Raw genomic sequence first — 19,022 nt, 5'->3', positions numbered from 1 at the left:
TGGCCGCTTAGGCCACATCGTCGGCATGCTGCGGTACCGAGGGCGCCACGAAGAACCCCTGCTTGCCGGCCTGTTTGGCGTTATACATGGCGTTGTCGGCCACTGCCAGTGCTTGATGATGATTATCAAACCCCCGGTGCAACTGGGTAATGCCGATGCTGACGCCCAGCTGAAATGACTGACCGGCCACCTCGACGGGGGGCACAAAGGCGTCCAGAACCCGTCTGGCCAGGGTCTCGATATCCTCTTGCTGAACCGGGCCGGAAAACAGAATGGCAAATTCGTCGCCGCCCAGGCGGGCCACCGTATCGTAAGGGCGCACGCTTTGCTGCAAGCGCAATGCCACCTCTTTGAGGGCGGCATCGCCGGCCTCATGGCCAAACCGATCATTAATCGGCTTGAAGTTATCCAGATCCATATAAAACAGCACCGAGTCAGCACCGCTGCGCCGGCTGCGCTCCAGCTCCTGTTCAAGAATGCGGGTAAACAGCGCCCGGTTGGTCAACCCGGTGAGAAAGTCGAAATGCGCCAGCTGGTGCAGCTTGCGCTCCGCCTCTATGCGCTTTCTCAGCGTGTGGCAGAACAACTGAATACCGATGGCGGTGAGCACGGCAAAGAACAAGGACACCATCAACAACAGGTTGCGCAGCTTGGCCATGCCCTGCTTGAAGACGGCGTTATCGATAACCGAGACCAGCCACCAGTGAGGCGGTTGCAGCTCGGCCTGGTCACTCGTTCTGGCCCCTACTCTCGGACTCATGCTGCCTAGCCCCGGATGATCGGGCGCGGTCAGCTTCTGGTAGACGTACAACCCTTCTGGTGCCCGGATAAAGCCGGCGCTATGTTCCTGCATCTGCTTCCAGGCAGTCGGGTGACTGTTGGCAAAACTGTGGTGCCGCCGCTCTTCAAGCACAGAGCCCCAATGCCGCTCTTCCTCGACGCCATACAGCCAGCCCCCCTCATGGTGCAGCAGCATCAGCTGATTCAATAATGGCTCCCCCGCCGGTGCCAGTCCCTTCAGCCAGTGGCTCGCCATCAGGTTGACGATAACGATGCCCTGCTTGGTACCTGTCTCATCGAACACGGGCGTCGCCAGACGGATCACCGGGTTGTGCGGCACTTCTATCCGGCCATGCTCGATATTCAGATCCAGTTCGGAGATGTAAATTTCCCCTTTCTCCGCCTGCATGGCCCTCACGAAATAGTCGTGGTAACGCTTGTTCTGGAGCTGCCCGGCTGGCACCTTCACCAAGCGCCCCTGATCGCGCTCTACTCGAACCCGCTCTTCCCCCTGACGGTCAATCAGTCGCAGCTGGGCATAGCTGGGCCTGACCTTCAAATAGGCCAGATAGTCGGTGACCAGCTGCTGTTCATCCAGGTGAAATCCGGTGGCTGCAACTCGGCGCTCCGCCTGCCCGGCAAGCAGAGTGAGGTCGAGAGCCACCTCGTGCAGACTGGCCAGCAGCTCTCGCCGCCGGATGTCGAGGGAAGACATTTCCGCCGCACTGACTTCTGCATACTGGTGCTGTTGCTGTTGCTGATAGACGGAGAGCAAAACGATGCTGGCACAGATCATCAAACTCAGATAGGCAAACAACGCCCCCCAAAACAGGGACGAGGAGGTTTCGTCGTTCTGAATGTACCGGCTGCGCCGCATGGGCAGCAAAACTTGCCAGTAAATCAGCAGGCCACTCACTACCGACAGCAAGGCGGCGTCAAACAGAGCCATCTGCCAGCCATGGTCATCCAGCGGCAACAGCAGCATGATCAGCAGCTCGGTCACAAAAACGATGGCCCCGACCTTCAGCTGGGCATCGGGCCTGAGCCCACCGGCATGCCCCAGATCCCGGCTCGTCAGACAGAAAAACAGTATGATGGCCGTGAGTGCCACCGCGGTGGCATCAAACAGCGTGACCAGCCAGAACCCCAGAATATCCAGCCCGAGCGGCCTCATCAGCAGCATGATGGCCAGTTCGGTAAGGGCCATCCCCGCCATATAGGGCAGCAGTACCCGACGATGGTTCAAAGACATGGTTTGGCATCTCCCTGTGTGCCGACCGCCCCGGGTACTTTCTTCTCCGCCCCTGCGACCACCAGCCGCTCGAACTCCGCCACCGGCATGGGCCGGCCAAACAGATAGCCCTGAAAGTAGCGGCACCCTATGTCCCGCAGCTGCTGGTGTTGTTCGTCCGTCTCCACGCCTTCGGCAATCACCTCCAGCTGCAAGCTGCCCGCCAGCGCACAAATGGCTTTGATGATGGCCAGGCTGCTGCCGTTTTCCGGCAGCTCGCGCACGAAGGACTGGTCGATTTTCAGCTGATCCAGCGGCAGCTTCTGCAAATAGGCCAGTGACGAATAGCCGGTGCCGAAGTCGTCAATCGAAAAGCGGATACCCTGGGCCCTGAGTTGCTGCATACAGCTAATGGCCGCCGGCATATCGTCGAGCAACATGGTTTCGGTCAGCTCCAGCTTCAGCCGGTGCGGGTCGGCACCGCTCCGGGCCAGCAGTTGGAGCAGCGTGTCGACGAAGTCGGCCTGATACAACAGCCGGGCACTGAGGTTGACCGCCAGGCTGAGGGTGGCGGTAGCCGGCGATTGTCGCCATTCTGCCAGCCGGATACAGGCCTGGCGCAGCATCTGCTCGTCAATCTGCTCGACCAGCCCGGCCTGTTCGGCGACCTCGATAAAGACGCCCGGCGCAAGCAGCCCCTGCCGGGGGTGCTGCCAGCGCGCCAGCACCTCGGCACCGGTCACCCGGCCGTTTTCATCCAGCTGTGGCTGCAGATAGGGGATAAACTCGTCGGCCTGTAGCCCGCGGCCAATGTCTTCCTGCAGGCGCAGTCGCGTACTGACCGCCTCCTGCATGGCCGGATCAAAGAAACGTATGCTCTTCTTGCCTGCCGCCTTGGCCTGATGCATGGCCAGATCGGCCTGCTGTATCAGATCGCTGGCGGTGCTGGCGTCGTCGTTGAACAGGGTCACCCCGATACTGACGCTGATATGCAGTTTGAGTGCATTAAGCTGGTACGGTTTTCCCAGCGTGGTCAGCAGCGCTTTGGCGCGTTGCTCGGCCTGGGTAGCGGCCTCCTGATACTCGCCGGGCAGACTCTCGATCATCACCACAAATTCGTCGGCACCGAGCCGTGCCACCGTATCTCCGGAGCGTGTCGCCCCCCCGAGGCGTTTGGCAACCAGGCGCAGCAACAGATCACCGCAGTGGTGGCCATGCAGGTCGTTGATGTTCTTGAAGCCGTCGAGATCGAGAAACAGCAGAGCGGCATACTGGCCACTGCGTGTCCCCGTGCTCATGGCGTGCTGTACCCGGTCGAGCAACAGGCTGCGGTTGGCCAGGCCGGTCAGCGCATCATAGAAGGCGAGATGCCGGATGCGCGCTTCGGCGGCCTTGCGCTCGGTAATGTCGTCCATCGATGCCACATAGTGGGTAACCTGTCCCTGAGGATTGTGCACCGCGCTGATCGACAGCCATTCCGGGTAGACTTCGCCATTCTTGCGCCGGTTCCAGATCTCGCCCTGCCAGTTGCCTGTTGTCGACAGCTGCTGCCACATTGCCTGATAGAAGGATGCATCATGACGCCCGGAGCTGAGCAGGTTGGCTTGTTTGCCGATCACTTCGTCCTGGTGGTAACCGGTGATGGCACTGAATGCCTGATTGCAGCGCAGAATAAGGCTGTTTCTGTCGGTGATCATCATCCCCTGCTGGGTTTCGAAGGCGGTAGCGGCAATGCTCAATTCCCGCTCGTCACGGCCCCGGCGAATGATATCCCCGAGCATCCAGCCCAGGCAGACGGTAGCAAGGGGCATCACCAGCATCATGGACATACTGGCTTGCAAGGTGGTGCTGGAAGCGGGCCGCCAATTAAACAGCAGCAGTATCAGAAGATGAAGGAGCAGGCCGAAGATCAGCAAGACCCAGGGGCCTCTACCGACCCGGTCGCGCTGGTAAAAATAACGGTACCCCAGCCCCATCAGTACCGACAGGGTGATAACAACCAGGCCCGACCAGGCCCCCACTCCGCCCAGCCAGAGGCGATAGCCGCCCGCAATCAGACCGGCAATACCGGCCACCAGGGGACCGCCAAACAGCGCCGCCATGCTCAGCACCACGCTGCGGGCATCGAATATCAGACCGCTTTCCGGCTCCATGGCTATCATCATGCCAACCACACAGGTCAGGCCGAACAGTAAACCGGAAGTCAGTTTGGTGGCGCTGTCACTTTTTTTGTCCCAAAAGCGATGATTGAGCGCTTGCAGCCAGCACAGCGATAACAGCAAGGCCGCGTTTTCAACAAGATGGATAATCAAGACATCAACTCACTAGGGACCCATGTGACACAAACTACAGAGGCGGTATAAGAATGGCAACCATACAGAATCAGCAACCAGGCATGTGAACATGCCAGGCGTCACAATACGTTGATCCAGATCAAGTCATCGCTGGTACCCCGGGCTGCCAGCGGCTGATCTGTCGCAGGCATTGAGCCTATAAGGTGATGTTCTACCCCGATTTGTCACATTTTTGGCCCGTAAATGGCGCTATATCACGGTTAATTTCACACACCTTGTGATAGCCTCAAACTAGGCTACAATAACGAACTCTCAACACATTTCTGGCTCGGTAACGAGCAGCCCCCACTCAAGGAAGCCCCCTATGACATCTTGGTTAAAACATGCATTGGTCACCCTGTCTCTGGCCGTCGCTCTGCCTGCTGCCGCCGCCAACTATACCATTGGTACCGGTAGCCAAAGCGGCACCTATTATCCTCTGGGTGGCATGCTGGCTCAGACCTGGAGCCAGAACATAGACGATTTCAATATGCGTGCCGAAGTCACCGCCGCCTCGGTAGAAAACATTATCAAGGTCGCTTCCGGTCAGCAGCTGGTCGGTATGGCCATGGGTGACTCAGTGCTGGCCGCCGTGAATGGTGAAGCCCCCTTCAAACGCCCGATGGATGTAGCAGTCTTGTTTGCACTCTACCCCAACGTGGTGCAGTTTGTTGTTCCCGCCAACTCCGATATTCAGTCGGTCAGCGATCTGAAAGGCAAAAAGGTCTCTCTGGGCGCCCCCGGCTCAGGTACCCGGGTGGGTGCCACCAATATTCTGAAGGCACTGGGCGTTAACGACGATGACTTCAAGGCGCAAAGCCTGAACTTTACGGCCACAACCGAGGCACTGGCCAATGGTCAGATCGACGCTGGTGTGCTGATCGGCAGTGCCGGTATCGGTGCCATCACCGAGCTGGCCCTGACCCGCGATATCCGCATTCTGTCCTTCTCTCAAGAAGAGCTGGACAAGGTCCATGCCGCCCTGCCTGCCTATGCCGGCATGGAAATTCCCGCCGATACCTACAACAAGGTGCCGGCCTTCAACGCGCCTGTAGTGTGGAACGTGCTGGTGGTCAAAAAAGATCTGGACCCGGCCCTGGCCACCCAGATGATTGAAACGGCTTATGGCGACATGGGCAAGATTCAAAAGGTGATTTCCGATGCCAAAAACACCACGCTAGAAAACATGGATCGCTTGCAAGGTGCGCCGCTGCACGAAAGCAGCCAGGCTTTCCTCAATGAGAAAAAGGCCGACTAAGCTCTATGCAACAGCCCTCACTAAGCAACGAACCCGCCCGCCTGGGCGGGTTCGATTATCTCATTGGCGCCATTGCGCTGGCGCTTACCCTGTTTCAAATCTGGCATGGCCTGGCTGCAGAGCTATCGGCGCCGGTATTTTTGCCCACACACTTGAGCTGGGTGCTGGTATTGGTGTTTCTGGTCAAACCCACTTTTGCTCGAACGGCGCCCCCCGCTGTATATAGTACCGGGCGCTTGTTGGACTTTGCCTTTGCCGCCATCAGCGCCTGGATTGGCTTTCGTCTTGCTCAGTTTGACTACGACGATTTAAGCTTCTTGTTCGATGGCCTGGGCACGGTCGATCTCTATGCCGGTGTGGCACTCATAGTGCTCTTGCTGGAGGCGACGCGTCGTACCGTGGGTTGGGTAATGAGCGGCATTGCCATTCTGTTTTTAGCCTACGCCATGCTGGGCAATGCGCTGCCCGACAGTTTCGCCAGTAAAGGCTTCGATTTACAGGAAATTATCAGGTTCCATATTTTTTCTACCAATGGGGTCTTTGGTGCGCCACTGGCCATCTCTGCGGGGGTGGTGTTCGTGTTCGTGCTGTTCGGTGCCTTGCTGCAGGTCACCGGTGCCGGCCAGTTTTTTATTGACTGTGCCTTTGCCATTGCCGGCCGCTATCGCGGCGGCCCGGCCAAGGCTTCGGTACTGGCCTCGGCGGCACTGGGCTCCATTTCCGGTTCTGCGATTGCCAATACGGTCACCACCGGGGCCTTGACCATCCCCATGATGAAGAAGCTGGGCTACAAGCCGGAGCAGGCTGCGGGCATTGAAGCGGCGGCCTCTACCGGTGGGCAGATTATGCCTCCCGTCATGGGGGCCGGCGCCTTTGTGATGGCGCAGTTTACCGGCCTGCCCTATGCAGAAATATTACTGGTCTCTATTGCACCGGCCATTCTCTACTTTTTTTGTACCTTGCTCTATGTGCATTTAATGGCCTGCAAGTTAGGCCTGAAAGGCATGGATAACGTGCAAAAAGTAGCCGTGGTGGTCAAGCAGGGCTGGCATTACCTCTTGCCGCTGGTGATGATCACCTTGCTGCTGTTGATGAGCTACTCCCCGGTGCTGGTGGGTCTGGCCGGCTGTTTGGCCATTGTGGTGGCGGCCTTTAGTCGCCGCAAAACCTGGGTGCCGTTTTCTGCCATACTGGCCGGCTTGCGCGACGGTGCGCTCATGATACTGCCGATCAGTGCCGCCTGTGCCACCGCCGGTATTGTGGTGGGTGTAGTGGGGCAAACCGGTATTGGCCTGCAGTTTACCCAGGCGCTGCTCGCCCTGTCCGGTGGCTATCTGTGGGGGGCCTTTATCCTGATTGCCCTGGCCGCCGTGGTGCTGGGCATGGGCTTGCCGGTTACCGCCGCCTATATAGTGCTGTCGGTCATGGCGGTGCCTGCGCTTAACGAATTCGGTCTGCCGGTACTCACCGCGCACCTGATCGTGTTCTGGCTGTCACAAACGTCCAACGTGACGCCACCCATTGCCCTGGCTGCCTTTGCCGGTGCCGGCATTGCGGGGGCTTCACCCATGAAGTCTGCGGTGCAAGCGTTCAAGCTCGCCTTTGGCTTTTTCATCATTCCGCTGATGATGGCGTATTCCGGTCTCTTGTGGCAGGAAGACGACACCGCCCTGCGGTTTGCCTTGGCCATTATGGCAACCCTGGGCCTCATTGTTGCCTTTGCCTGTGGCATCGAAGGCCGGTTATTCAACAACTTAAGCATGCTGCCTCGGGTGCTGTTGCTGGTCATCGCGGCCTTGATGTTGATTGAAAGCCCCATGATCCGCCTTGCTGGCCTGGCCATGCTGATACTGACGCTGTTATGGGACTGGAAGTGGGGTCGCAAAGAGTCGGTGCCTGTTTAAGCTCGGCGCCTTGAGGCCGCTGGCTAACAAACTGACACAGTGACCACCGAGCGAGCACCACCAACAATACAACCGTCAGTGGTAAGTTAAGCAACTGCAAAAGCACATCCTGAGTTATCAGGATGTGCTTTTTTATTGACTGACGGTTTATAACTTGAGTCCCGTCTCTCAGTCATAGCTATTTCTTAATCGCGGTGTTGCTTGTCAGGCAGAGGGCACTACTCCTCCGACTCGCCGTAAATACGGTCCCTGTAGGCTCAGCCGCGCCATCCCTGGCGCGGATGGTCGGCTGAGCAGACACCCTCTGCCTTCCCATTGACACCGGTGCCGTCGGTCAGTGATGTTCACCGAAGACTCGGAGCCTAAAAAGAGGCCGCTGGGATTGCCTCAACCGACCATCACATGACAGGGACGTCATGTGTTTGAGCGCTACATGGAAGTACTTGAGCGAGTCGGAGGAGACTTCCCGGCTGCCTCTGAGCACTACACACTGAGCAGAGTTGTCACTAAGAGGCAGTTTTATGGGGGGATAGATTAACGGGAGAACTGTGCGTAAATCGGGTTGTGATCCGATACTGTGGGGGTGTTGATGGCGATGGCCGAGCGCAGCTTTAAATCGCGATAAAAAATAAAATCCAGTGGCTGGCGTCGGTAGGTCTTAATGTAGTGCGCGTCTTCCATCACGGCTTTTTTCAGCCCCATGGCGCGGCAGAATTGCGCCAGGTACAGGCGGCGAGAACGACTCCAGACGTTAAAGTCTCCGGCCACAATCAAGGGCCCCTGATGCCGTACCAATATCTGTCTTAATACGGCAATTTCCTGGTGAAACTGACCGTGGCGCACAAAGTTGATGGCATGAATATTGGCCACCAGCAAGCTGTCTCCGCCCTGCAGCGGGTGATGGGTAATCACCTGGCTCTTGTGCGTCGCAAAGGTCAGCTCCCGCCCCTGACTCAATACGGCAGTGATATCGTCAAAGGCACACTGGCCCGCAGTCAGCACGCCAAACAAATGAGAGGGGGTTTGAATATTGGGAGAGACAGCGTACGACCAGCCGTCTAGTTGCAGCCGCTGGCTCAGCGCCAGCTTGGCCTCTTGCAATAACAACAGTCGAGTGGGAAATTGCTCCAGCAGCTGGGTTAAACACAGCTGAAATTCCGGGCTCAGCGTCAACTTTTGGGTGTTCCAGCACATGATGCCCAGCTGGTCGTCGTCCAGCGGCTGATGCTGATGAACCAACTGATGAGGCGTCACTCGAGGACGAAGCATAGCAATCTCCTGCCCTGTCAAGAAAGGTGTATTCATCTTAGCAGAAGCAACGACAAACTTTCTTGCTGCTTTTTACTAAAAAACCATCATTTATTGCTTATTTTCCATTCCATTTTAATTGTTAGTGCTAGTTGTGTATAATTGGTGCGTTCATGCATTGAACAAAGTGAATTAATGGAATCTTCTACACCCCGAACGACCGACAAACGTATCGTGGCCAGCCTTAGTGGCGGCTTCCTCCTCCTCTTCGTAATACTCGCCCTCTTCGACCTTCAACAAATGACCCAATGGATCAACCTCAGCTTTGCCTGGGTGCTCGATGTATTCGGCCCTTTGTGGCAGGTGTGGATGCTGGCAAACCTGGTCATCGCTCTGGTGTTGGGGTTTACCCGCTACGGTGATATCCGTCTGGGCGGCAACGGTCGCCCCGAGAGCTCAACCTTTCGTTGGCTGGCCGTTATCATGTGTACTCTGCTGGCCGGGGGTGGAGTGTTTTGGTCCGCCGCCGAGCCCATGTACCACTATTTAAGTACGCCTCCGGTGTTTGCCGATACCGACTCGGGCATATCGGCCGTGTCGGCGGCGCTGGCGCAAAGCTTTATGCACTGGGGTTTTCTGGCCTGGGCCGCCTTGGGCACCCTGTCCGCCATCGTCGTGGTCTATGCCCACTATTACAAAGGCATTGCCATGCGCCCGCGCGCGCTGCTTTATCCCTTTTTGGGCGAAAAAGTGGAAACGCACTGGCTGGGCACTGCCGCCGATGTGGTGTCCATTGTGGCGGTGGCCGCCGGCACCATAGGTCCCATTGGCTTTTTGGCAACACAGTTGGGGTTCAGCTTCGAGGCGTTGCTGGGCTGGGAAAACAACTACATCTTGCAGCTGGCGATTCTGGCCGCCCTGGTCGCCATTTATACCATCTCGGCTTCTACGGGGATTGAAAAAGGCATTCAGTGGCTGTCCAGTGCCAACGTGGTGTTGGCGGTGATTTTGCTGGCCACCATTTTGCTGGCCGGCCCTGGCGGCTTTATTATTGATGCCTTCCTCAATGGCATGGGTGTGTATCTGCAAGACTTTATGCCCATGGCACTGACCCGCCACGACAACGAGTGGATGGGCTGGTGGACGCTGTTCTTCTGGGGCTGGTTTATTGGTTATGGCCCCATGATGGCGATCTTTATTGCGCGTATTTCGCGCGGCCGCACCTTGCGCGAGCTGGTCATGGCGGTGGCCATTATGGCGCCCCTGGTGACCAACTTCTGGTTTGCCGCCCTGGGCGGCGCCGGTATCTTCTATGAGCAGGCCCTGGCCGGCAGTGTGTCCGAGCCGCTGCAAGCCGCCGGCTTGCCCGCCGCCTTGCTGGCCGTGACTCAGCAGCTGCCTTTTGCCGAGTTGATGGTGCCCGCCTTTCTGGTGCTGACCGTGATCTTCGTCGCCACCACCGGTGACTCCATGGCCTACGCCATTGCCATGGCCATTAGTGGCGACCGTACTCCCCGCACCCGGGATCGCATCTTTTGGGCGCTCACCATGGGGTTGGTGGCCGCCGTCTTGTTGCGCATGGGAGAAGGTGGCATTAGTGCCCTGCAATCCTTTATCGTGATCACCGCCGCTCCCGTGTCTTTGCTCCTGCTACCCGTGCTCTGGACCGGCCCTAAAATGGCCCATGCCATGGCCTTCGAGCAAGGCATAGTCACCCACAAGCTGCGCAGTGAAGAGCTGGCCCAAACCAAGCTCTGACGCAACCGGGGGCAACGGCAATGCCGTTGCCCCTTTTTACTTTCATTCCACTGGCTTTTATTTCCTGTTAGCCTCTACTATCTGTTGTGGCTTGTGCCGCTTGAATCACGCGCAACACCCACACTGATTAAAAACAGTCTGAATAGCACAGGGAACCCACCTTGTTCTATCTTGTCTGGTGTTATGGTTTACATCACACTGCTACCGACCCCAACTGGAGTACCCGCATGTCTTGGACCCTAGTACAGCTGCATGAACTGCTTTCTAAATGTGAGGGCTGGCAATGCACCCTTGAGAGTGATTCTTTACTGCTGACCAATACCGACGGCCTGGAAGCCTATCTGGCCGTTGCCGGAGAGCAAATTATCGTTGAAACCCTGTTGTTTCCCGCCACTCAGGTTGTCGATGCCGCCGGCTTGAACGACACCATATTGCGTACTCATCAATTATTTCCGCTGACCACGGTCGGCATCAGCCACATTAACGACACCGATTACTACATCGCATTTGGTTCTTTGGCTTCGGGCTCTAAAGAAGAAAGCGTGATCATTGAAATAGACACCCTGTTCCGCAATACCGAAGCCTTTCTCGATTTATATCAGGATTATCTGCAAGGAGTAGAAGCATGAGTGTTTGGAAAAAACTGGTGACCGCCATCAAGGGTGGCGCCAATGAAGCTGCAGAGTCCATTGCCGATAGCCAGGCGCTGCGCATTTTAGAGCAAGAGATTCGTGAGGCGAAACAAGAGCTGCGCCGCTCCGATGAGGCCCTGACCAGCATTATGGCCAAGCGCAAGCTGGCCCAGCAAAAAGTCACTGCCATAGGTGACAGCATTGCCGAATACGAGGCTCACGCCCGCGCCGCCATGAGCAAAAACAACAAGGATCTGGCGCTGGAGTGCGCCCAGCGGGTGGCCGAATTGAAAAACGAGCAGGACGGCGAGCAAAGCTATGTCGATCAGTTTGCCGGCTCGGAACAAAGCCTGAAAAACAACATCACCGCCGCCAAGAGCCGCCTGCGCCAACTGGAGCAGCAGCTGGACGTGGTGAAGGCCACCGATAGCGTACAAAAGGCCCAGGCGGCGGTATCGTCTCGCCACAGCGGCGCCAATACCAAGATGAAAACCGCGGTAGAGTCGCTGGATCGCATCAAGCAAAAACAAACCCAACGCCAGGCCGAGCTGGATGTGGCCGCCGAGCGTGCCGCCAGCGAAAGCGGTGACGCCCTGGAGCAGAAACTCAAGTCTGCCGGCATTACCGGCAACCAGTCTGCGGGTGCCGAAGATGAACTGGCTCGTATTTTAGGTAAATAACATGTTCGACTGGCTGAAAAAGAAAATACAGCCGCCTGTGTCATCCCCCGAGCCTGCCCCGGAAGTACTGGGGCTGCGCCTGGGGGGCGGGTTTGAGCTGGATGCGCTCAAGTTGTCACTGCTTGATGGCAAGGTCACCTTTGCCGATGCAGCCAGCACCCAGATTATTCAGGCCGTGGGCCGGGTCATACTCGACGAAAGCCATCAGTTGCTGCGCTTTTATACCGACGACGACGGCTTTGTTCAGGTATTGCTGAGCGGCGGCACCACAGACGACTGCGTGGCCGAGGTCAAGCTTTGGTATTTTTACCAGACCCGCCCGGTAGATGGCGATGCGGCCTGGAACCGGCTACTCGACAGTGAGCTGGTGCAACCGGAGTGGAACCTGGATGGCCAGGTCTTCACCAGGGCCTGGGACAATACCCGGCCGGTGGCCATGACCGAAACCACCTGGCTCAAGGACGGCAGCCCCAGCGACACCGATCAATTCGTGATGATCTACGAGCGGGCGCTGGCAGACACCGAGGATGAGGTAGAGGTGCTGATGGTCGCGGCAGAAGAGAAAATACTGCAGCAGCGGGCCGAACACAGCCTGATACTGAGCACCGGGATTGACCTCAACCCGACCGACTTCAGGTTTGTGAGCTGAAGAGCATCGGACAAGGGCGAGATCTGGCGGCATGGTTCAGGCCATGTCGCGGCAAGCCTGTTGATGCTTCGCCCGGCAGGCTCTGCCAACAATTTGCGGCTTTTCATTTTCAAAACGGAATAAAAGGATACTCATGGACGCTTTAGTCACTTCACTCTCGGGCCTTGGCCCCTTCTTGCTGTATTTCTCCCTGTCCATTCTGATGCTGCTGGTGTTCAAGTGGCTGTATGTACTGATCACCCCCTGGGACGAATGGAAGCTGATTAAAGACGAACAAAACCTGGCAGCGGCCATTGCCCTGATTGGGGCCTTTATCGGCTTCTCGCTGGCAGTCGCCAGCGCGGCGGCCAACTCGGTATCGCTACTGGACTTCGCCGTCTGGGGCGTCATTGCCCTGATTGCCCAGCTGCTGGCCTTTGCCCTGGTACGACTGGTGTTTTTGCCAAAAATAGCCGCGCGTATCAACGACGGTCAGGTGTCGGCAGGGGCCGTGGTCGGCGGATTATCCGTGGCTGTCGGGCTGCTCAACGCCGCCTGCATTACTTACTAGGGAGGCACAATGAAACGTTCAAAACGTCAGTTGCTGTCTCGCATGAGCAGCCGCCTTGGCAAACCGGTTAGCGCGGCCATTGCCGGCTCTGTCTTGCTCAGTGCCTGTGGCCAGAGTGAAACCGAGGTACAGGTTTATCAGTCTCCGGATGACTGCGGCAACAGCCACCCCGATCTGGCCGAACAATGTCGGGCCGCCTATCAACAGGCATTGGCCGAGTCGGCAGACACGGCACCCAAGTACAATAGTCGCCACGACTGCGAAGCCGACTTTGGCGGCGGCAGTTGTACTCCCTACCAGTATCAGGGCAACAGCTGGTTTATGCCGGCCATGGCCGGCTTTATGTTTGGCCGCATGCTGGACGGTAGTCGCTATTCCCACACGCCGGTATACAGCTCTCGCAATCCCTATTCGCCCTACTACGGCCAATGGACAACCGCCAACGGGCAACAGCTGGGTAGAGCCAGTTATGGCAAGCGCATCTCTGTAGGTAAAGACGCCCTGGCGCCCAAGCCCAAGGTCACTCGCACTATTTCACGGGGGGGCTTTGGCTCCACGGCGCAGGCCAAGAGCAGCTGGAGCAGCAACAAGAGCAGTAGTCGAACCCGTCGCAGCTGGGGCGGCTGATGCTAAGAGTGAGCCATAAAGAGCGCCCGCTCTGGCGCGCTCAGGCCGAACAGCTAGGGTTTGGCTTTCATACCATGTATGGCGAACCTTACTGGGATGAAACGGCCTACTATCAGTTTACCCTGGCACAAATTGAACAGGATATAGAAGCGCCCACCGCCGAGTTGCACCAGATGTGCCTGGAAATAGTGGACATGGTGGTGCGCGACGAGCAACTGCTGGCGCGCTGTGCAATTCCTCCGGCGCAATGGCAAGGCATTGCCGATGCCTGGCAACGACGGGATCCCAGCCTGTATTCCCGGCTCGATCTGGCCTATAACGGCCGAGGGCCGGCCAAGCTGTATGAAAACAATGCCGACACCCCGACCAGCCTGTTTGAAACCGCCTTCTGGCAATGGTTATGGCTGGAAGACAACGTGGACCACGGCTGGCTGCGCCGGGATGCCGATCAGTTCAATCTGCTGCAAGAGCGACTGGTAAACCGTTTTGCCGAACTGGCGGCGCGCAACCCTGGCCAGCGCCTGCATTTTTCGTGCTGCAAGGACACAGTCGAGGACAGAGGCACGGTGCAGTATCTGGAAGACTGCGCCCGCGAAGCCGGGCTAAGCACCGCATTCGTGCACATAGAGGACATAGGTCTGGGCGAAGGTGGTTGGCTGACCGACAGCCAGAACCACACCATAGACTGGATGTTCAAGCTGTATCCCTGGGAGTTCATGTTTCAGGAACACTATGGCGAGCATGTATCCAGCAGCCAGGTAAACTGGCTCGAGCCGCTGTGGAAAGCCGTCTTGTCCAACAAGGCCTTGCTGCCGTTGCTGTGGCAGCGTTTTCCCAATCATCCCAACCTCTTGCCCGCCTACTTTGGCGACGACCCCAAGCGCAGCGCCTTGCAGGACTATGTGCAAAAGCCTCTGTTCTCCCGCGAGGGCGCCAACATCAGCGTGATCCGCCAGGGCAAACTGACGGCCGCCGTCGATGGCCCCTACGGTGAAGAAGGCTTTATTGTGCAGGCCTATCACCCCCTGCCAAAGTTTGGCCAAAACCATACCCTGGTAGGCAGCTGGCTGATAGATGATAAACCTGCCGGCATGGCCGTGCGTGAAGACACCAGCTTGATCACCCAGGACTTGTCTCGTTACCTGCCCCACATCATCCTCGGTTAACCCTTCAACTTCACCCAAAAACACCGAATGGCCGCCTACGGTGGCAATATACATCGATAATACGAGATCCCCTGCCCTTGGTCGCGGCGAGGATCCGCTGAAGCGCATACCGGCGCTACAAGCCGCCGCTTTAAACGTGACCGCTTGGCCTAAGCTTAATGAGCACTCCTCGACAAAGGATCGGAATGATGAAAACGAACCCTGTAGTCTGGTTTGAACTCTATGTGGCGGATATGGCGCGAGCGCGTAAGTTTTATGAAGCTGTGCTGGGCGTGAAGCTGGAACAGGCAGAAGCCATGGAAGGAGACTGGCCTGAGATGTGGATGTTTCCGGGCGAAGAAAACGCCAATGGTGCCTGCGGCGCCCTGGTAAAGATGGAGGGCATGTCACCCGGTAGTGGCGGTACCCTGGTGTATTTCAGTTGTGACGACTGCGCCGAGCAGGCCCGGCGGGTCGTTGCCAGCGGCGGACAGCTGGTTCGGGACAAGTTCGCCATCGGCCCCTATGGTTTTATTGCCCTGGCCGTGGATACCGAAGGCAACATGATTGGCCTGCATTCCATCAGCTAGAGTCTGCAAGCCTTCACAAAACGGCGCCGCCTGATGACTCAAAGCGGCGCCGATTGGTATAACAGCTCACCTTCTACTCAACCCACCTCGGCCAACTCGTCGATGCTGAAGCGGCGCATGTTGCCTTCCTGCTCTACAGCCAGATGCCAGGACAAGGCCTGCTCCAGGCAGTGTGGCGTATGGCCGCCCCGACCACTGGCTTCTTCAAAATAGGCGCGCAGAGCCGGACGGTAGGCGGGATCGGCACACTGCTCTATGACCACCAACGCCCGCTCCCGTGGCGCCAGGCCACGCAAGTCGGCCAGGCCGTGCTCGGAAACCAGAATATCGACGTCGTGCTCGGTATGATCCACATGGCTGGCAAAAGGCACGAAACTGGAGATGTCGCCCCCCTTGGCCACCGACTTGGTAACGAAGATAGACAACTGGGCGTTACGGGCAAAATCGCCAGAGCCACCTATGCCGTTCATCATGCGGGTGCCACACACATGAGTCGAATTCACGTTGCCGTAAATATCCGCTTCCAGTGCGGTATTGACCGCAATAATACCCAATCGGCGCACTATGCCCGGATGGTTGGATAGCTCTTGCGGCCGCAGTATCAAGCGATCCCGATAGGCATCCAGATTGTTCCACACCGATTTGCCTCTTTCTTCCGACAGGGTAATGGAACACCCGGAGGCGAAGTCCAGCTTGCCCGCATCCAGCAGATCGAAGGTGGAGTCCTGCAACACTTCCGAATACATGGTCAGATGTTCAAAGGGACCATCGGCCAGACCGCTCATTACCGCATTGGCCATGGTGCCAATGCCCGCTTGCAGTGGCAGCAGTGACGGCGCCAGGCGACCTTGCTCCACCTCCTGGGTAAAGAAAGCAATCAGATGATCGGCAATTCGCTGCGTGTCCTGGTCTGGTGGCAGCACGGTGGACGGACTGTCGGACTTGTCGGTGATCACTATGGCCAGTATTTTGGCCGGATCGATGGGAATATAAGGCACACCGATGCGCGAGTCCGGTGCGACCACCGGAATGGGCGGACGCGTGGGGCGCATCTGGGGAATATAGATATCGTGCAGCCCCTCCAGCGCCAGGGGAGCAGAGAGATTGAGCTCTATGATCACCTTGTCGGCCAGAATGGCATAACTGGCCGAGTTGCCCACCGAGGTGGTCGGCACTATGCCACCGTCTTCGGTAATGGCGCAGGCCTCTACAATCGCCAGATCCAGTTTTTCCAGCTGCTGGTTACGCAACAGCTCCACGGTTTCGGACAAGTGCTGATCCATAAACATCACCCGACCGTCATTGATCGCACGGCGCAAGGTGCTGTCGACCTGAAACGGCATCCGCCGCGCCAGCACATTGGCCTCGGTCAGCAGCTTGTCCAGATCGTTGCCCAGCGAGGCACCTGTCATCAGGGTAATGGACAAGGGTTCCTTGGCGGCCATTTCGGCCAGTGCCAGCGGCACCGCCTTGGCTTCACCGGCTCGGGTAAAGCCGCTCATGCCCACCGTCATGCCGTTTTTTATATGCGCCGCCGCCTGTTCGGCCGTGCAGAGTTTGCTTTGCCAAGGTGCCCATCGGCAACGTTGTGCCATGATCGTTTCATCCAACATTCCAGGATTCTCCTTGCTGCTGCGCCCGACTCGGTCTGCGCTTGCTATCGCCATACATCATGAATATGAAACCGCATATTGTTTCAGTGTCGGTACATATTCGCACATTAATGCAGCACGAAAAGAGCAAATACGTCGATCTACGACTAAAAGACCATAAGGAAGCAGCTAGTTTCACCCTCTTGTTATTCCTTGGCAGAATAAACAAATAACAGCCAGAGCTGCAAAATGAGCGACTTCCGAGCAACTGCTAAGAAGATGAGAACTTCGGGTGATTCAGCGTCTATACAGCACCGGGCACGCCGCTGAACACCGACGCCCTGTGCGGCCAACGGTTGAAGCAGGGGCCGCAATCAGGCTACCACACCACCTTGAGTGCCAGCGCCAGCAGCACCATGCCACTGAGCCTGTCGATCCAGATCGACTGCTCTTTCAGCCACGCCAGCACGGGCCCCCGTGACAGCACCAGCGCCACCAATACATACCAGAGGGCATCAATGCCCCCGGCGGTCAGCATCATGATGCCGCTTTGCTGCCAGCCGGTATTGGCATGCACAAACTGGCTGAACAGGGCGACAAAAAAAATGGCCAGCTGCGGATTCAAGAACGCCACCATAAAGCCTTCAAATGCCCCTTGCCGGCCAGCCACGCGATGAGCATTTTCAGCCCCGGCACCTTGGGGTTCGGGTTTTGCCAGCAAGGCCTTGATGCCCAGCCAGGCGAGAAAGGCAGCGCCACCATAGCGGATAGCATCAAATAACAACGGATTACTGGCAATGAGCAGCGCCAGGCCCAAGGCCGTCATCAGGGCATACAAACCCACCCCCGCACCATGGCCCAGCGCCGTCAGCACGCCGTGGTATTGCCCTCCCCTCATGGTGTTACGCATCACCACCGCCAGGCTGGGACCTGGGCTAATGGCGCCCACCACACAAATAGTGACCAGTGCCAGCCAGCTAGAAAACTCCATCTTTTCCCCTCATCTTGTCGTTCATTCACCGTCGATACCCTGTGATGCTTGCTGCAAGGAAAATACCTTAGCGCCCAGGTCAGCACAAACGACTTTAACTTATTATTAGTGGTTGTATTTACTCGACCGGAATCCCTAAACTAACTGTTTTTTCACTGCCCATACACAAAATTACCGCCAAAACGCCGGAGCAATCATACGATGCGCTATTCATGGATCCTGTTCGACGCCGACGAAACCCTGTTCCACTTCGATGCTTTTGCCGGATTAACGCGCATGTTCGCCACTTTTGGCGTTAATTTCACCAAAGATCACTATCAGCACTATCAGGCGGTAAGCGCCCCGCTGTGGGTGGATTATCAGAACGGCGTGATTAACGCCGCCCAATTGCAGCATCGGCGTTTTCGGCACTGGGCCGAGCGGCTGGCGGTTTCTACCGAGCGGTTAAACAGCGACTTTCTCGCCGCCATGGCAGAAGTCTGCCCGCCCCTGCCTGGTGCAACCGAGCTGATTAGCGCCCTCACAGGGAAAGCCAAGATGGGGATTATCACCAACGGCTTCACCTCCATGCAGCACACTCGTCTGGCGCGGGCCGGTTGGCAGCAGACCTTTGATACCCTGATTATTTCCGAACAGGTGGGGGTAGCCAAACCGGACGCGGCCATTTTTGAGCATGCCTTCGAGCAAATGGGTCACCCACCCAAAGAACAAATTCTCATGGTCGGCGATAACCCCCATTCCGATATTTTGGGTGGCTTGAACGCCGGCATTCACACCTGCTGGCTAAACAGCAACGGCCGCACCGCCCCCGAGGGCATCAAGCCCCACTTTGAGGTCAGCTCCCTCAACCAACTGCAACAGCTGTTGTTGCCACTACAGGGTGAGGAGTGAGGGGTGAGGGGTGAGGGGTGAGGGGCAACATCATAGACAGGATCTTAAGCGGTAATACCATGAAATAAATAGAAAAAAGGCTTCAATTGTGATCTGATGTTAGTCGCCAAACAAAACAATAAAACACAACGAAGCCGATGACTATTATCCATCTAAAACAGCG

At 57.2% G+C, this 19,022-nt stretch carries 16 protein-coding genes; 11 read left to right on the top strand and 5 right to left on the bottom strand.

The genetic code is table 11. The annotated features are described in order from the left end of the window. Nucleotides 1–7: 7 nt before the first annotated feature. Together ACN0VL_RS07475 and ACN0VL_RS07470 are read right to left on the bottom strand one after the other, a co-directional pair. Complete coding sequence (locus tag ACN0VL_RS07475; protein WP_417616032.1) at nucleotides 8–2,032, bottom strand: diguanylate cyclase domain-containing protein; 2,025 nt, start codon at nucleotides 2,030–2,032, stop codon at nucleotides 8–10. Further along, on the bottom strand, nucleotides 2,023–4,323 hold the full coding sequence (locus ACN0VL_RS07470) for an EAL domain-containing protein (RefSeq protein WP_417616030.1): 2,301 nt from the start codon (nucleotides 4,321–4,323) through the stop codon (nucleotides 2,023–2,025). The genes ACN0VL_RS07475 and ACN0VL_RS07470 overlap by 10 nt, the downstream gene beginning before the upstream one ends. 346 nt (nucleotides 4,324–4,669) lie before the next feature. On the opposite strand from ACN0VL_RS07470, the gene ACN0VL_RS07465 reads away from it, so the two are divergent. After that, nucleotides 4,670–5,602 (top strand): TAXI family TRAP transporter solute-binding subunit, encoded by a 933-nt coding sequence (locus tag ACN0VL_RS07465; protein ID WP_417616029.1) that lies wholly within the window; start codon nucleotides 4,670–4,672, stop codon nucleotides 5,600–5,602. 5 nt (nucleotides 5,603–5,607) lie between these two features. Continuing rightward, on the top strand, nucleotides 5,608–7,506 hold the full coding sequence (locus tag ACN0VL_RS07460) for a TRAP transporter permease (protein WP_417616027.1): 1,899 nt from the start codon (nucleotides 5,608–5,610) through the stop codon (nucleotides 7,504–7,506). A 534-nt stretch (nucleotides 7,507–8,040) separates the two neighbouring features. Here ACN0VL_RS07460 and ACN0VL_RS07455 read toward each other — a convergent pair. Further along, complete coding sequence (locus tag ACN0VL_RS07455) at nucleotides 8,041–8,775, bottom strand: endonuclease/exonuclease/phosphatase family protein (protein WP_417616025.1); 735 nt, start codon at nucleotides 8,773–8,775, stop codon at nucleotides 8,041–8,043. Nucleotides 8,776–8,949: 174 nt separating this feature from the next. Here ACN0VL_RS07455 and ACN0VL_RS07450 point away from each other — a divergent pair, with 174 nt between their 5' ends. From ACN0VL_RS07450 to ACN0VL_RS07415, 8 genes are all read left to right on the top strand, one after another. Beyond that, nucleotides 8,950–10,512: a BCCT family transporter gene (locus tag ACN0VL_RS07450; RefSeq protein ID WP_417616023.1), complete on the top strand. Its 1,563-nt coding sequence runs from the start codon at nucleotides 8,950–8,952 to the stop codon at nucleotides 10,510–10,512. A gap of 227 nt (nucleotides 10,513–10,739) precedes the next feature. Further along, nucleotides 10,740–11,141 (top strand): DUF2170 family protein, encoded by a 402-nt coding sequence (locus ACN0VL_RS07445; protein WP_417616021.1) that lies wholly within the window; start codon nucleotides 10,740–10,742, stop codon nucleotides 11,139–11,141. Further along, entirely contained in the window at nucleotides 11,138–11,824 is a 687-nt protein-coding gene (locus ACN0VL_RS07440) for a PspA/IM30 family protein (RefSeq protein WP_417616020.1), read from the top strand. Before ACN0VL_RS07445 ends, ACN0VL_RS07440 begins: the two co-directional genes overlap by 4 nt. 1 nt (nucleotide 11,825) lies before the next feature. Next, the gene (locus ACN0VL_RS07435) at nucleotides 11,826–12,473 is read left to right on the top strand and encodes a YjfK family protein (RefSeq protein ID WP_417616018.1); all 648 of its coding nucleotides are present in this window, start codon (nucleotides 11,826–11,828) and stop codon (nucleotides 12,471–12,473) included. Nucleotides 12,474–12,606: 133 nt separating this feature from the next. Beyond that, entirely contained in the window at nucleotides 12,607–13,023 is a 417-nt protein-coding gene (locus ACN0VL_RS07430) for a DUF350 domain-containing protein (RefSeq protein WP_417616016.1), read from the top strand. Between the two features lie 9 nt (nucleotides 13,024–13,032). Then, on the top strand, nucleotides 13,033–13,650 hold the full coding sequence (locus ACN0VL_RS07425) for a DUF1190 domain-containing protein (protein WP_417616014.1): 618 nt from the start codon (nucleotides 13,033–13,035) through the stop codon (nucleotides 13,648–13,650). Further along, the gene (locus ACN0VL_RS07420) at nucleotides 13,650–14,816 is read left to right on the top strand and encodes a glutathionylspermidine synthase family protein (RefSeq protein WP_417616012.1); all 1,167 of its coding nucleotides are present in this window, start codon (nucleotides 13,650–13,652) and stop codon (nucleotides 14,814–14,816) included. Before ACN0VL_RS07425 ends, ACN0VL_RS07420 begins: the two co-directional genes overlap by 1 nt. 185 nt (nucleotides 14,817–15,001) lie before the next feature. Further along, entirely contained in the window at nucleotides 15,002–15,385 is a 384-nt protein-coding gene (locus ACN0VL_RS07415; RefSeq protein ID WP_417616010.1) for a VOC family protein, read from the top strand. A gap of 77 nt (nucleotides 15,386–15,462) precedes the next feature. On the opposite strand, the gene ACN0VL_RS07410 is transcribed toward ACN0VL_RS07415, so the two are convergent. Next, complete coding sequence (locus ACN0VL_RS07410) at nucleotides 15,463–16,998, bottom strand: acetyl-CoA hydrolase/transferase family protein (protein ID WP_417616008.1); 1,536 nt, start codon at nucleotides 16,996–16,998, stop codon at nucleotides 15,463–15,465. 358 nt (nucleotides 16,999–17,356) lie between these two features. Further along, nucleotides 17,357–17,968 (bottom strand): LysE family translocator, encoded by a 612-nt coding sequence (locus ACN0VL_RS07405; protein WP_417616006.1) that lies wholly within the window; start codon nucleotides 17,966–17,968, stop codon nucleotides 17,357–17,359. A gap of 201 nt (nucleotides 17,969–18,169) precedes the next feature. Here ACN0VL_RS07405 and yjjG point away from each other — a divergent pair, with 201 nt between their 5' ends. After that, nucleotides 18,170–18,859: a pyrimidine 5'-nucleotidase gene (gene yjjG, locus ACN0VL_RS07400; RefSeq protein WP_417616004.1), complete on the top strand. Its 690-nt coding sequence runs from the start codon at nucleotides 18,170–18,172 to the stop codon at nucleotides 18,857–18,859. Nucleotides 18,860–19,022 lie beyond the last annotated feature (163 nt).

It is taken from the genome of Oceanisphaera sp. (genome assembly GCF_048268965.1).
In the GTDB taxonomy this organism is placed as follows: domain Bacteria; phylum Pseudomonadota; class Gammaproteobacteria; order Enterobacterales; family Aeromonadaceae; genus Oceanimonas.
This window is presented reverse-complemented; position numbering and strand designations above follow the sequence as displayed.

What these genes read in the sequence shown, in the direction of transcription:
- ACN0VL_RS07405 (WP_417616006.1), bottom strand. Translation starts at nt 17,968, where the DNA reads ATGGAGTTTTCTAGCTGGCTGGCACTGGTCACTATTTGTGTGGTGGGC.
- ACN0VL_RS07415 (WP_417616010.1), top strand. Translation starts at nt 15,002, where the DNA reads ATGATGAAAACGAACCCTGTAGTCTGGTTTGAACTCTATGTGGCGGAT.
- ACN0VL_RS07420 (WP_417616012.1), top strand. Translation starts at nt 13,650, where the DNA reads ATGCTAAGAGTGAGCCATAAAGAGCGCCCGCTCTGGCGCGCTCAGGCC.
- ACN0VL_RS07455 (WP_417616025.1), bottom strand. Translation starts at nt 8,775, where the DNA reads ATGCTTCGTCCTCGAGTGACGCCTCATCAGTTGGTTCATCAGCATCAG.
- ACN0VL_RS07445 (WP_417616021.1), top strand. Translation starts at nt 10,740, where the DNA reads ATGTCTTGGACCCTAGTACAGCTGCATGAACTGCTTTCTAAATGTGAG.
- yjjG (WP_417616004.1), top strand. Translation starts at nt 18,170, where the DNA reads ATGCGCTATTCATGGATCCTGTTCGACGCCGACGAAACCCTGTTCCAC.
- ACN0VL_RS07440 (WP_417616020.1), top strand. Translation starts at nt 11,138, where the DNA reads ATGAGTGTTTGGAAAAAACTGGTGACCGCCATCAAGGGTGGCGCCAAT.
- ACN0VL_RS07410 (WP_417616008.1), bottom strand. Translation starts at nt 16,998, where the DNA reads ATGTTGGATGAAACGATCATGGCACAACGTTGCCGATGGGCACCTTGG.
- ACN0VL_RS07450 (WP_417616023.1), top strand. Translation starts at nt 8,950, where the DNA reads ATGGAATCTTCTACACCCCGAACGACCGACAAACGTATCGTGGCCAGC.
- ACN0VL_RS07475 (WP_417616032.1), bottom strand. Translation starts at nt 2,032, where the DNA reads ATGTCTTTGAACCATCGTCGGGTACTGCTGCCCTATATGGCGGGGATG.
- ACN0VL_RS07460 (WP_417616027.1), top strand. Translation starts at nt 5,608, where the DNA reads ATGCAACAGCCCTCACTAAGCAACGAACCCGCCCGCCTGGGCGGGTTC.
- ACN0VL_RS07435 (WP_417616018.1), top strand. Translation starts at nt 11,826, where the DNA reads ATGTTCGACTGGCTGAAAAAGAAAATACAGCCGCCTGTGTCATCCCCC.
- ACN0VL_RS07465 (WP_417616029.1), top strand. Translation starts at nt 4,670, where the DNA reads ATGACATCTTGGTTAAAACATGCATTGGTCACCCTGTCTCTGGCCGTC.
- ACN0VL_RS07430 (WP_417616016.1), top strand. Translation starts at nt 12,607, where the DNA reads ATGGACGCTTTAGTCACTTCACTCTCGGGCCTTGGCCCCTTCTTGCTG.
- ACN0VL_RS07425 (WP_417616014.1), top strand. Translation starts at nt 13,033, where the DNA reads ATGAAACGTTCAAAACGTCAGTTGCTGTCTCGCATGAGCAGCCGCCTT.